Origin of the sequence: Rhizobium sp. NZLR10, from assembly GCF_019685125.1 — a bacterium.
GTDB lineage: Bacteria > Pseudomonadota > Alphaproteobacteria > Rhizobiales > Rhizobiaceae > Rhizobium.
The window spans coordinates 224,137-236,690 of sequence record NZ_JABDWE010000001.1 but is presented as its reverse complement, the minus strand read 5'-3'; the positions used below and the strand labels follow the sequence as shown (position 1 = coordinate 236,690).

11 protein-coding genes are annotated in these 12,554 nt (G+C 61.2%); 7 read left to right on the top strand and 4 right to left on the bottom strand.

Going from position 1 to position 12,554, the window contains the following annotated elements:
• Window positions 1–14: 14 nt before the first annotated feature.
• Window positions 15–2,018 carry a CocE/NonD family hydrolase gene (locus HJB82_RS01100; RefSeq protein ID WP_405049106.1) on the top strand — a complete coding sequence of 668 codons (2,004 nt, stop codon included), beginning with the start codon at window positions 15–17 and terminating at the stop codon, window positions 2,016–2,018.
• A gap of 3 nt (window positions 2,019–2,021) precedes the next feature.
• Here the strand turns inward: HJB82_RS01100 and HJB82_RS01095 are convergent, their stop codons facing one another.
• Complete coding sequence (locus HJB82_RS01095; RefSeq protein ID WP_221114920.1) at window positions 2,022–2,933, bottom strand: alpha/beta hydrolase; 912 nt, start codon at window positions 2,931–2,933, stop codon at window positions 2,022–2,024.
• A gap of 262 nt (window positions 2,934–3,195) precedes the next feature.
• On the opposite strand from HJB82_RS01095, the gene HJB82_RS01090 reads away from it, so the two are divergent.
• Complete coding sequence (locus HJB82_RS01090; RefSeq protein ID WP_207584981.1) at window positions 3,196–3,720, top strand: RNA polymerase sigma factor; 525 nt, start codon at window positions 3,196–3,198, stop codon at window positions 3,718–3,720.
• Window positions 3,717–5,855, top strand: a complete 2,139-nt coding sequence (locus tag HJB82_RS01085) for a VWA domain-containing protein (RefSeq protein ID WP_207584982.1) — start codon at window positions 3,717–3,719, stop codon at window positions 5,853–5,855. Before HJB82_RS01090 ends, HJB82_RS01085 begins: the two co-directional genes overlap by 4 nt.
• Before the next feature lie 55 nt (window positions 5,856–5,910).
• On the opposite strand, the gene HJB82_RS01080 is transcribed toward HJB82_RS01085, so the two are convergent.
• Window positions 5,911–6,837 (bottom strand): SMP-30/gluconolactonase/LRE family protein, encoded by a 927-nt coding sequence (locus HJB82_RS01080; protein WP_221114919.1) that lies wholly within the window; start codon window positions 6,835–6,837, stop codon window positions 5,911–5,913.
• Between the two features lie 226 nt (window positions 6,838–7,063).
• Between HJB82_RS01080 and HJB82_RS01075 the strand changes: the two genes are divergently transcribed.
• Window positions 7,064–8,137 carry a LacI family DNA-binding transcriptional regulator gene (locus HJB82_RS01075; protein ID WP_221114918.1) on the top strand — a complete coding sequence of 358 codons (1,074 nt, stop codon included), beginning with the start codon at window positions 7,064–7,066 and terminating at the stop codon, window positions 8,135–8,137.
• Window positions 8,138–8,150: 13 nt separating this feature from the next.
• Here the strand turns inward: HJB82_RS01075 and HJB82_RS01070 are convergent, their stop codons facing one another.
• Window positions 8,151–9,182: an L-idonate 5-dehydrogenase gene (locus tag HJB82_RS01070; protein WP_221114917.1), complete on the bottom strand. Its 1,032-nt coding sequence runs from the start codon at window positions 9,180–9,182 to the stop codon at window positions 8,151–8,153.
• A gap of 10 nt (window positions 9,183–9,192) precedes the next feature.
• A complete protein-coding gene (locus tag HJB82_RS01065) occupies window positions 9,193–10,134 on the bottom strand; it encodes a 2-hydroxyacid dehydrogenase (RefSeq protein WP_221114916.1) in 942 nt (313 codons plus the stop codon).
• 135 nt (window positions 10,135–10,269) lie between these two features.
• On the opposite strand from HJB82_RS01065, the gene HJB82_RS01060 reads away from it, so the two are divergent.
• From HJB82_RS01060 to HJB82_RS01050, 3 genes are read left to right on the top strand one after another with little or no spacing between them, the layout of a single operon-like run.
• Window positions 10,270–11,034, top strand: coding sequence for an SDR family oxidoreductase (locus HJB82_RS01060; RefSeq protein ID WP_207584987.1), 765 nt, complete (start codon window positions 10,270–10,272; stop codon window positions 11,032–11,034).
• Between the two features lie 13 nt (window positions 11,035–11,047).
• Window positions 11,048–11,602: a gluconokinase gene (locus HJB82_RS01055; RefSeq protein ID WP_207584988.1), complete on the top strand. Its 555-nt coding sequence runs from the start codon at window positions 11,048–11,050 to the stop codon at window positions 11,600–11,602.
• Window positions 11,592–12,485, top strand: a complete 894-nt coding sequence (locus HJB82_RS01050) for an NAD(P)-dependent oxidoreductase (RefSeq protein ID WP_207584989.1) — start codon at window positions 11,592–11,594, stop codon at window positions 12,483–12,485. The genes HJB82_RS01055 and HJB82_RS01050 overlap by 11 nt, the downstream gene beginning before the upstream one ends.
• Window positions 12,486–12,554 lie beyond the last annotated feature (69 nt).

The window sequence follows — 12,554 nt, the reverse complement described above, 5'->3', positions numbered from 1 at the left end:
TGAAAGGAATGAACATGGGCTCGCGCGGCTTTGCCACGATCGAAAATGAATGGATCACGCTGAAGGATGGAACACGGCTTGCCGCGCGCATCTGGATGCCCGACGGCGCGGAGCAGGATCCCGTTCCCGCCGTCTTCGAATTCCTGCCCTATCGCAAACGCGATGGAACCTGCCTCAGGGACGAGTCGACCTATCCAGTGTTTGCGGCCGCAGGCATTGCCGGCGTGCGCGTCGATATCCGGGGATCGGGAGAATCCGATGGCGTCATCGATGGCGAATATACCGAGCGTGAGCTCGCCGATGCCTGCGAGCTGATCGCGTGGATTGCCGCCCAGCCATGGTCGAACGGCTCGGTCGGCATGATGGGCATCTCCTGGGGCGGGTTCAACAGCCTGCAGGTCGCAGCTCTGCGCCCGCCGGCGCTGAAAGCCGTCATCTCGCTCGCCTCGACCGTCGACCGCTACAATGACGATATCCACTACAAGAACGGCTGCCATCTCTCCGCCCAGCTCTCCTGGGCGGCGACGATGCTCGGCTACCAGTCGCGCCCGCCCGATCCGGCGCTGGTCGGCGAGCGCTGGAAGGAAATGTGGTTGGAGCGCCTGGCAGGCGAACCCTTCTTCATGGAGGAGTGGCTGGCCCACCAACGGCGCGACGATTTCTGGCGTCACGGCTCGATCGCAGAGGATTTTTCAAGCGTCGAGATCCCGACGCTGGTGATCGCCGGCTGGGCGGATGGCTACCGCAATACGCCGCTGATGGCGGTCGAGGGCTTGGGCGATAAAGCCAAGGCGTTGATCGGCCCTTGGGTGCATAAATACCCGCACTTCGCCTGGCCGAAACCCCGCACGGATTTCCATGGCGAAGCGATCGCCTGGTGGAACAAGTGGCTGCGTGGCGAGGACAATGGCATCGACCGCTTGCCGCAGGCCCGCGCCTATATTCTCGATGCCATCCGCCCTGCGCCCCGCCGCGATAGTGATCGGGGTTTCTGGATCGCCAAGGATGTCTGGACGCCGCCGCACATGCAATGCTTCTATGTCGAGCAATTCGGCAGGTTGACGGAGGGCATGCCGATCCCGCATGCGCCCGAGCATCCCGTCTATGTGAGCTCTCGGCTCGACATCGGGACGGCATCGGGTGAATATTTCACGCTGAAGCCGGATGCCGAAATGGCGATCGATCAGCGCTCGGACGATGCCGGCTCATTGGTTTTCGATACGATGCCGCTTGCCGGCGATTGCGACTATCTCGGCCGGCCGGTGCTGACGCTTGCGCTACGTCCCGGCGCGGCGGGTGGGAATCTCTGCGCCCGGCTCGTCGACGTCCATCCGGATGGCACGGCAACGCGTGTCGCCTTCGGCGTTGTCAATCTTACCCACCGTGACGGCAATGCCGATCCCAAGCCGCTGATTCCAGGCGAGACAGTGTCGATCCGGCTCGCGCTCGACGCCTGCGGTTATCGCTTCCGCAAGGGGCATCGCATCCGTCTTTCGCTTTCGACGGCCTATTGGCCGATGATCCTTCCGCCGCCTGAGGATGAAGGGGTAGAGATCGATATGGCATCGCTCGGCCTGGGGCTGCCGGTGCTCGGCGACCATCGCAGGATTGAAATCGAGGAACCGGCCAATCCCGATCCTCTGCCAAAATATATTGAACATGCGGCGGCTGCGACGAAACGGCAGGTCGTCCGCGACCTGTCTGCCAACCGGACGGATTATCGCATCCACGAGGATACCGGGCTCCACGAACATCCGCAGACGGGCCTGTCAACCCGGCAATTGCGCGAGGAAGTCTGGTCGATTTCACCGGATGATCCGCTGTCGATGACAGGAACATCGACCTGGACCTGCGACATGCGCCGCCCCGGCTGGTTCGTCCGCACAGTCTCAACGGCGCGGATTGCCTGCACTGCGACCGATTGGATCATCAGCGCCGTCGTCACCGCTTTCGAGGACGACGTGCAGATCTTCGAAAAGGTCTTTGCGGAAAAGCGGATCCGACGCGACCTGATGTGATCGTCAGGGCGCCGCGAAATGCCGGACGGCCTCGCAGACGGCATGGAAACCATCGCGTGCGCCATCGCTGATGTGGCGGGCGCGCAGCCAAGCATGCACCATTTGCGGCTCCTCCCGAAACCAGACTTCGACGCCCTCCGCGGTAAGCCGGGCGGCATAGTGCCGGCCGTCGTCGCGGAGAGGATCGAAATGCGCGACCGTGATGAAGGCCGGCGGCAGCCCGGCCAGCGAGGCTGCCTGCAGCGGCTCAGCGATCTCACTGCCTGCCGTCGCCTGCAGGATGTCGCGATAATAGGCGACATCCGCCGTCGTCAGCCCTGGGGCCTCGGCCATCTCGACGTAAGAGCCTGCCGTAAGGTCCCCGCCGAGCGCGGGGTAGATCAGGACCTGGCCAATGAGGCCGGACAGGCCCTCGTCGCGTGCACGCAATGCAAGGCCCGCCGCAAGATTGCCGCCGGCGCTGTCGCCGATCAGCACGACCTTGCTGTTGGCGGAAAGCAGATGCTTCAACACGGTAAAGCCGTCATCCGTCTGTGCCGGCCAGCGATATTCCGGGGCCAGCCGGTAATCGACGGAAACGAGTTCCGCGCCGGCAAAATCGGCAATCTCGGCGCAGATGGCATGGTGGCTCTCGAGCGACCCGACAACGAAGCCGCCGCCATGCAGATAGAGCAGGATGGTCCGCGTGACGATCTTCCGTGGGCGGTAGCGCCGAATCGGTATGCGCTGAAGCATGCCGTCCGCAAAGATCATCTCCGGGGGCAACGGTCGGTCGAAGCGGGCGCAAAGAGCGTCGTACCAATGCCGCTGCTGCTCGGCCGACGCGTCAACGGCGTCCGCGGGATAGAAGCTATCGCAGATCTCAAGAAACTGCAGGATGCCCTTTTCGGTGGGCGCAGGCGATGGAGCGGACATTGAAGGTCCTTTCGATTTGGGACATGCAGACCCATGTCCCTGGCCGACTCTGCGCTCATCATGCGTCAAGGTGACGGAGGCAATCTGTCTGGTCGCGACCCATAAATGTCGCGACACTCGATTATTTTGAACCCGCATTTCCAGATTTCGGCTTTTTTTCAAAAATCCGATATTTTTTCGTCATCGACCCAAGGAAAGCCTTCGGAGAAACGTCTCAATTCCGAAATAGCATCTTGCTGGATAGCTTGGGGGTAGGTGCGCATTGGATGCGGAGCTCATAGAACGAGCACAGGGCGGCGACCGGGAGGCCTTCGGGCAACTGGTTTCGCGCCACTATGATTTCGTCCATGCGGCGGCATGGCGGTGGTCGGGCAGTTCCACCGACGCGGACGATATTGCCCAGGAGGTTTGCGTCAAACTCGGCGCAGCCATTCGCGGCTTTCGTGGCGCCAGCCGCTTCAGGACATGGCTCTATACGCTGACGCTCAACGCGGCCCGCGACCATAGACGGAAGCTTGCGCGAGAAGAGCAGACATTTCGCGCATTCGCCGCCGAACCGCGGCAGGATGCGCCGGCCGCAAACGACGACGAGTTATCGAGTGAATTATGGGCAGCCGTGCGCGCCTTGCCGGAAAGGCAATGCGACGCCGTGCTGCTCGTCTATGGCGAAGGCCTTAGCCATTCCGCTGCCGCCGATATCATGGGCTGTTCGGAAACGACCGTGTCCTGGCAGGTGCATGAGGCGCGCAAAAGGTTGAAGGCCATGCTCGGCAAGGAAGAGGTATGACCGTGGACAAGGAACTTGAAAAGCTCTCCCGCCTCACCCCGCCGGCAGCCGATCCGGAGGCGCGCGTACGCGCCCTTGCCGCGGCGATGCAGGCCTTCGACGGCGCAGAAAATAATGTGGCGGCAGCCCAAGGAAATGCGAGAGGCTGGCGTCAAAGCTCCGTCATCAACTGGATATGGAGCCCAGCCATGAACAAGAAATTCCTTGCCGGTTCAGCGCTTGCGACGCTGCTTGTCATTCCCGCCGCCGGTTATCTCGTAGTCGAGCTGACCCGAAACGGATTGCCGATCATCGACCAGACTGAGATCGCCGGCAATCTTTCGCAGAATGGGACGTCGAAACCGGCCGAACCGGCAGGCAAGCCGGCAGACCCAGTTGCGGCTGCGCCTCAACTTCCCGAGGCAGCGGCCGAAGAGAACAAACTGGCTCGATCGTCAGCGGCCGGCAACGCCGAAGCGTTGCAGGACAAGGAGCAGCAAGCTGCCGCGAAAGCCAAGGCGCCGCAGACCTCTGAGTTCGATGCCGATGAAATGTCGACTCTTCTGAATAAGTCGGAGGGTTCCGCCACAACGCTCGGCGAAGCCAAACGCTCCATTGCACCCGGCATCGCCCCCCAACAGCAGCCAGCCGAACCGATGGCTGCTGTCGCCCCTTCCCCTGCTCCGCCGGCGGACGGACGTGTCCAGCTTCAGCTCGATCCCAGCCACGAGCGCTTTGCCAATGCCGCGGCTAATCCGATCAAGAGTGTCGCGACCGATCCGGTCTCGACTTTCTCAGCCGATGTCGACAGCGCATCCTATTCCTTCGTCCGCCGGTCGTTAACGGGCGGGGCGATGCCCGATCCGCAATCGGTCCGCGTCGAGGAGATGATCAATTATTTCCCCTATGACTGGCCGGGTCCCGATAAGGCCGAGCAGCCCTTCAAGGCGACTGTGACGGTGATGCCGACGCCGTGGAACCACGACACGGAATTGATGCATGTGGCGATCAAGGGCTATGACATCGCGCCGGCGACTGCGCCGCACGCCAATCTGGTCTTCCTGATCGACGTCTCGGGCTCGATGGACGAGCCGGATAAGCTGCCGCTGCTGAAAAGCGCCTTCCGCCTTCTGGTCAACCGGCTGAAGGCTGACGATACAGTCTCGATCGTCACCTATGCCGGCAATGCCGGGACCGTGCTTCAGCCGACGCGCGTGATGGAGAAGTCAAAGATCCTGTCGGCAATCGACAGGCTGGAAGCTGGAGGTTCGACCGGCGGCGCCGAGGGCATCGAGGCAGCTTACGACCTTGCCAAACAGGCATTCGTCAAGGACGGCGTCAATCGGGTGATGCTGGCGACGGACGGCGACTTCAATGTCGGCCCATCAAGCGACGAGGATTTGAAGCGCATCATCGAAGAGAGGCGCAAGGACGGCATCTTCCTCACTGTTCTTGGCTTCGGACGCGGCAATCTCAACGACTCGCTGATGCAGACGCTGGCGCAGAACGGCAATGGCAGCGCCGCCTATATCGACACCTTGGCGGAGGCGCAGAAGACGCTCGTTGAAGAGGCCGGGTCGACGCTGTTTCCGATCGCCAAGGACGTCAAGTTCCAGGTCGAGTTCAATCCGGAACGGATCGCCGAATACCGGCTGATCGGCTACGAGACACGCGCCCTCAACCGCGAGGATTTCAACAATGACCGTGTCGATGCCGGCGATATCGGCTCCGGCCACAGCGTCACGGCGATCTACGAGATTACCCCCAAAGGAAGCCCTGCGGTCATGAATGACGACCTGCGTTATGGCGCAGCCGACAAGGCGCCGGCACAGGCCTCCGATAGCGCTCATGGCGGCGAGCTTGCCTTCGTCAAGATGCGCTACAAGCGGCCGGGCGAGGATAAGAGCGCCCTCATCACCACACCTGTCGACAACGGCAACGTGGTCGCCACTGTCGACGCCGCGCCTCAGGATGTCCGTTTCTCGGTGGCCGTCGCCGCCTTCGGCCAGAAACTGAGCCGCAGCGCCGCCCTCGATGCCTATTCCTATCAGGCGATTGTCGATCTCGCGGCGGCGTCGCGGGGCACGGATCCGTTCGGCTATCGATCGGATTTCCTCGGGCTGGTCCGGCTGGCGGATGGCCTCAGCCAACGATAAGTGGAGAAGCGCAAAGGAGAGGCCGCCCGGAAAGGCGGCCTCTCCTGCTTGGTGTTTAGCCGGGTCTTGATCCATTGGCCGTAAGGTAGACAGCATAAAGGGACGTTGTTGCCGTGATGAACAGGCGATTCAATTTCTCGCCGCCGAAGGCGACATTGGAGACGATCTCGGGAATATGGATTTTGCCGATCAGCGTGCCATCCGGATCGTAAGCGTGCACACCGTCGCCGGCGCTCGTCCAGATCCTTCCCTTCCGGTCGACACGAAAACCGTCGAAAAAGCCCGAGGTGCATTCGGCGAAAATACCGAGATCGGTCAGCTTTCCATCGTCGGATACAGCAAGCTTTCGTATATGGCGCGGACCGCCTGATAGATGCGTACCTCCGGTGTCGGCGACATAGAGCAGCTTTTCGTCGGGGGAAAAAGCCAGCCCGTTCGGCTTGACGAAATCGGACGTCATCTGGTCTGTCGTGCCCGTTGCCGGGTCATGCCGGTAGACGTGGCATCCGCCGATTTCCTCTTCGCCGTAGTCGCCTTCATAGTCGTGAAGGATGCCGTAGCTCGGGTCGGTGAACCAGATAGTTCCATCGGATTTGACGGTGACGTCGTTTGGAGAGTTGAGCCGGTTGCCGGCAATTCGGTCGGCCAGAATGCTGATCTGGCCGTTGAAGTCGGTTCGCGTGACGCGACGCGTCAGATGCTCGCAGGTGATGAGCCGGCCCTGAGTGTCGACGGTATTGCCGTTCGAATTGTCGCTGGGGGCGCGGAAGACCGACGTATGGCCGCTGGTATGGTCGTAGCGCATCATTCGGTTATTGGGGATGTCCGAGAAAACCAGATAACGCCCGGCGGCAAACCAGGCTGGCCCCTCCAGCCAGCGGCCGCCGGTCCAAAGCCGTTCGACACGTGCGTGACCGACGAAGCAGCTTTCAAAGCGCGGGTCGAGAACCTCAAAACCTGTACCGTCAATTTCCCCGAACATCTGTTCCTCCGTTACTCTTGAGTGTTATCGATATCATAATGTCGTGTTTTGTAGGCTTCGTACAGCCATCCGACCTGACGTCGTTCCTGTGCATTGCACCAGAAACGCAGGTTTTTGCCGGAGGAAGTGGCGCATTCTTGTGAAAATATCGATTGTGCGATGATAGCGATAACTTTATCGTGTCTGGATTGTCGAGCGCAGGAAGCGTGTTTGAAAGCGGAGACCAGTGAAAAACGAGGATGAGCCGAAAGACAAGCGTCTGAAGCCGGGAGACGCTCAAAAGCTGACGATGGCGGAGGTTGCCAAATATGTCGGCGTATCCGCCATGACCGTTTCGCGGGCCTTCCGCCAGGATGCAAGCGTTTCCGAGGAGACGCGAAAGCGCATCATGGAAGCTGTCGACGCGCTCGGCTACGTGCTCGACCTGTCGGCCGGCAGTCTTTCGTCAAGGCGCAGCGGCTTCATCGCCGCGCTGGTGCCCTCCATCAACAATTCGAATTTTTCCGACACCGCGCGCGGCATCACCGATGCGCTGGAGAATACCGGCCTTCAGCTTCTTCTCGGCTATACCGACTACGCGGCGGAGAAAGAAGAAGAGCTGATCGAGGCGATGCTGCGCCGTCGTCCTGAGGGCATTATCCTGACCGGTGGTTCGCACACGGCGCGCGCCCGGCGGATGCTTGCAAAAGCCGGCATTCCTGTTGTCGAGACCTGGGAGCTTCCAGAAGACCCGATCAATCATGTCGTCGGCTTTTCCAACAGCGAGGCGATGGCCCTTCTGGTGCGGGCGCTCGCCGGCCAGGGATACCGGAAGTTTGGCTATATCGGCGGAACGACGGCACGCGATACGCGCGGCAGTCAGCGGCGAAGCGGTTTCCAGAAGGCTGTCGAAGAACTCGGCCTGGGACCGGGGCGGATGATTTCCTTCGGCGTACCGCCGATCACCATGGAACAGGGCGGCCAGGCGATCGTCAGCCTCTTGGAGCGCTGGCCGGACACGGAAGTCGTTCTCTGCGTCTCCGACCTTTCCGCTTTCGGTGCGATCATGGAATGCAAGCGCAGGGGAATGAAAGTGCCGGGTGATATCGCCATCGCCGGTTTCGGCGACTACGAGATTTCGTCGATCTGTCATCCCAGCATCACGACCATCAATGTCGACTGTTACGGCATCGGCCGCCAGGCCGCCGCCCGCCTGCTGGACGCGCTGCAGGGCAGCGGCGAGGCGACCGGCGACGAGATCATATTGACCGGCTATAGGGTCGTCCTGCGCGAAAGCACGGGCCGCAGCGCCGCCCAATAGTCGGATGCCGATATCAGAAGGCGATCTGCACTTTCATCGATTTGCTGCGGTCACCTGCCAGCTCAAAGGCGGCAACGGCCTCATCGATGGCAAAAACGCCCGTCAGCAACGGTTTCAGATCGACGCGGCGCGCGTTAATCAGCTCGACGGCGAGCGCGAATTCCTCGTGAAAACGGAACGTCCCGCGCATCTCGATTTCTTTGGCAACGATCATGTTCTGTGGGATGGAGACATCACCGCCAAGGCCCAGTTGCACCAGAACGGCGCGAGGCTTCAGCGTTTCCAGGCCGGCGCGCACGGCTCGCTCATTACCTGACGCCTCGAACATCACATCGAAGTATCCCTTTTCGGCACTGTAGGCCGCAAGGTCGGAAGCATGGGTGGCAACATTGATCGTTCGATCCGCGCCGCTGGTGCGGGCGATGGCCAGAACGCTATCCGTCACGTCAGTCGCGACGATTTCGCGGGCGCCGAGAACGCGCGCCGCAATGATTGCCAACATCCCGATCGGGCCGCAGCCGGTGACGAGCACCCGTTTGCCCAGCAGCGATCCGGCGCGGTTTGCCGCATGTAAAGTTACAGCAAAGGGTTCTGCGAAGGCGGCCTCATGAATGGAAATGCCCTCAGTGACCTTGTGGCATTGCCAGCGCTCCGCCACCAGCCGCTGGCGAAAACCGCCCTGAATATGCGGCATCGGCATGGCGCTGCCATAAAACCGCATGTTGAGGCAGTGGTTCTGCTGTCCCTTCAGGCAATATTGGCAATGATTGCACGGCCGGCTTGGGGAAACCGCAACACGGTCTCCCATGGCAAGATCGGCAACGCCGGCGCCCAGTGCCTTGACCGTCCCGGCAATCTCATGGCCGAGAATCATCGGTTCGCGCAGACGAACGGTGCCGAAGCCGCCGTGATTGTAATAGTGCAGGTCGGAACCGCAGATGCCGCCGGCTTCGATGGCAATCTCAACCTGCCCCGCGCCTACAACCTCCGGCTCTCGCTCTTCGATCCTCAGATCCTTGGCGGCATGAATGACGATGGCCTTCATATCGAAATCCTTACACGACGGGAGTTGGAAGCGGGCGACCGGCAAAATGCGCAGCGAGATTGTCTCTGACCAGTTGGCCCATTGCCTTGCGTGTCTCGACGGTACCGGAGCCATGATGGGGCTGCAACACAACGTTTTTGAGCGTCAGGAAACGCGCATCGATCTTGGGTTCGTTCAGGAAGACATCGAGGCCTGCAGCCTGAATGCTACGGTCTTGCAGTGCGGCGATCAGCGCCTCTTCGTCGACGGTCGTCCCGCGCGAAACATTGATCAAAATGCCGTTGGGGCCGAGGGCTTTAAGCACATCGGCGTCGATGATCTTCACAGTCGCCTCCCCTCCCGGAACGATGACGATCAGAAAATCGGCCCAATCGGCAAGCGCCACCAGGTCCGGCTGGTAGGCATAGGCGACATCCGTGTGCTCGTGGCGAGTGAAATAGGCGATGTCGCAGCCGAAACCGGCAGCCCTTCTGGCGATTGCCTGGCCGATCCGGCCCATGCCGATGATCCCGACCTTCTTGCCGGAGACGCGCGTCACCAGCGGCATGGCGACACTGCCCCATTGGCCGGAGCGGACGAAAACGTCGGCCTGCGGAACCTGTCTCGCCGTGGCAAGCAGCAGCCCGATGGCGATGTCGGCGACATCTTCGGTGAGCACATCGGGGGTATTGGTCACGCGAATGCCATTGGCGCGGGAAAAGGACAGGTCGATCGCGTCGGTGCCGACGCCGTAACAGGAGACGATCTCCAGCTTCGGCAGTTGCTTCATCAGCTCGGCGGAGGCGCCGAGTTCACCACGCGTCGCGATCGCGCGAATATCCCTGCCGACCCTTACGATCAGTTCTTGCCGGTCTGCCGCTTCCCACAGGCGATGGACGCGATACTTCGCCTCCAGATCCACCATGTCCCACTCCGGATAGGCTCCGGTCATCAAGATTTCTACCTCAGGCATTCCGTCTCCATCCGGCATTTTGACAGTTGATTATGTTATCGATAACATATAATTCGAAGGCGGGATGTCAAGTGAGTTTCACCGCGAGTGGCGGTATAAGCGGTCATTCGCAGCGACACTGGAGGAGTTATTTGCATGAAGAACCTGTTTGATCTGACCGGACGGCTTGCCCTGATCACCGGCTCGAGCCAGGGGATCGGCTATGCCCTGGCGGAAGGCCTGGCCCAACACGGCGCCGAGGTCATCATCAACGGCCGCACGCCCGAAAGCGTCAAGCGCGCAGTCGAGAGCCTCAAGGCTCAGGGCCTGTCTGCCCATGCGGCGATCTTCGACGTGACCAGCAAGGATGCGGCCAAACAGGGCATTGACGCGGTCGAAGCCGATATCGGGTCGCTCGACATCCTGATCAACAATGCCGGCATGCAGTTTCGAAGCCCGCTGGAAGATTTTCCGGCGGACAAATGGGAACTGCTGTTGACCACCAATATTTCGAGCGTGTTTTACGTCGGCCAGGCAGCCGCCAAAGCCATGATCGCCCGCGGCAAGGGCAAGATTATCAACATCGCCTCGGTTCAAAGCGAACTCGCCCGCCCCGGCATTGCTCCTTATACGGCAACCAAGGGCGCGGTGCGCAATCTGACGCGCGGCATGTGCGCCGACTGGGCCAAGTACGGCCTGCAGATCAACGCGATTGCGCCAGGTTATTTCAAGACGCCGCTCAACCAGGCGCTCGTCGACAACCCCGAATTCTCGTCTTGGCTCGAGAAGCGGACGCCGGCCGGACGGTGGGGCAATGTCGAGGAACTGGTCGGCGCTGCCGTTTTCCTGTCGGGCGGCGGTTCGTCCTTCATCAACGGCCACACGCTTTATGTCGACGGCGGCATCACGACCTGCCTCTGACAGAGACGAGACAATGGACTTCGAAAGAAAGGCACCGCCTCTTGCCGTCGTTGTCATGGGCGTAAGCGGCTGCGGCAAATCCTCGGTTGGAGAGCGCATCGCCGCTGAATACGGCATGCGATTTGTCGAGGGCGATCAACTCCACCCCGTCGGAAATGTCGCGAAAATGGCTGAGGGCACCCCGCTCACCGACGCCGACCGGCTGCCCTGGCTCGACCGGATTGGTGAGGAAATAACCACTGCGCAAGGCGCGTCGCAGGGATTGGTGATCTCGTGTTCGGCGCTGAAGAAAGCCTATCGGGACAGGCTGCGGCAGGCGGCAAGCGGGCGTCTGGCCTTCGTTTTCCTGGAAGGGTCTCGCGATCTATTGCTGTCGCGGATGCAGGCCCGCAAGGGTCATTTCATGCCGGCGTCCTTGCTTGACAGCCAACTGCAGGCGCTGGAGCCGCCGGCCGGTGAACCTCACGTGGTGACGGTGCCGATCGATAATGTGTTGGACGATATTGTGGCGCTGGCTTGCAAAGGGCTGAGCGGCGTGGCTGTCAAGGGAGGGTTTCATGCAGTGTGACTATAGAGCAGATGTCGCCGTCATCGGCGCGGGCATCATGGGAACGGCGATCGTCAGCCGACTGATCGAAACCGGCCACAAAGTATCGGTCTTTGACCTGGATGCCGAAAAAGTTGCGGCATTAGCAGCCAAGGGCGCCCACGCGGCGAGTTCCGTGCAAGATGCGGTCGCGGCGTCGGAATTCTGCGTGCTCAGCCTCAATCATGCGAACATCGTGCGTGCCGTCGTCTTCGGCGAGAAGGGCGTTGCAGCGGCGGCGAGCGCCGACAAGCTGCTGATCGACATGTCCTCCATCGATCCCGCCGAGACCGCGGACATGGCGATGCGACTGCGCCGGGAAACGGGCATGGCATGGGTGGATTGCCCGCTTTCCGGCGGCGTGCCCGGTGCGCTGAGCGGGCGCCTGACGATCATGGCCGGCGGCAGCCCTGAGGATTTCGAACGGGCGCGCGTGGTGATGCGGCATCTTGCCGCCAATTACACGCTGATGGGCGGATCCGGCGCCGGGCAGACCACGAAGCTGATCAACCAGCTGTTTTGCGCCGTGCTGTTTCAGGCCGTCGCTGAAGCCGTCAAGCTTGCCGAAGCCGGCGGCGTCGATCCCTCAGCCATCCCGGCAGCTCTTGCCGGCGGTCGGGCGGACAATCGGATCATGCAGGAATTCATGGCAAAATTCGCCGCCCGGGATTTCTCACCGACCGGCAGGATCGACAACATGCTGAAGGACCTGGATTCGCTGCAGGCCTTTGCGCTGAAGACAAAGACGCCCTTGCCGATGACCGGCGCGGTAGTCGAAATCCACCGACTGCTCTGCGCCGCCGGGCTCGGGCCGAAGGACTCCGCCGAAATGATGCGCCTTCTCGACGGGCTTCAGCCCGGCTGACGCCAATCTTTATTCGAAATTCGAGATTGTCATCTTTCTGCTTGACCATCAGCAAATGTTATCGATAAC

Bases quoted from the DNA above. Each gene is read 5' to 3' on its own strand.
- HJB82_RS01065 (WP_221114916.1), bottom strand. From the start codon at position 10,134: ATGCCTGAGGTAGAAATCTTGATGACCGGAGCCTATCCGGAGTGGGAC.
- HJB82_RS01095 (WP_221114920.1), bottom strand. From the start codon at position 2,933: ATGTCCGCTCCATCGCCTGCGCCCACCGAAAAGGGCATCCTGCAGTTT.
- HJB82_RS01100 (WP_405049106.1), top strand. From the start codon at position 15: ATGGGCTCGCGCGGCTTTGCCACGATCGAAAATGAATGGATCACGCTG.
- HJB82_RS01080 (WP_221114919.1), bottom strand. From the start codon at position 6,837: ATGTTCGGGGAAATTGACGGTACAGGTTTTGAGGTTCTCGACCCGCGC.
- HJB82_RS01050 (WP_207584989.1), top strand. From the start codon at position 11,592: ATGCAGTGTGACTATAGAGCAGATGTCGCCGTCATCGGCGCGGGCATC.
- HJB82_RS01060 (WP_207584987.1), top strand. From the start codon at position 10,270: ATGAAGAACCTGTTTGATCTGACCGGACGGCTTGCCCTGATCACCGGC.
- HJB82_RS01070 (WP_221114917.1), bottom strand. From the start codon at position 9,182: ATGAAGGCCATCGTCATTCATGCCGCCAAGGATCTGAGGATCGAAGAG.
- HJB82_RS01055 (WP_207584988.1), top strand. From the start codon at position 11,048: ATGGACTTCGAAAGAAAGGCACCGCCTCTTGCCGTCGTTGTCATGGGC.
- HJB82_RS01085 (WP_207584982.1), top strand. From the start codon at position 3,717: ATGACCGTGGACAAGGAACTTGAAAAGCTCTCCCGCCTCACCCCGCCG.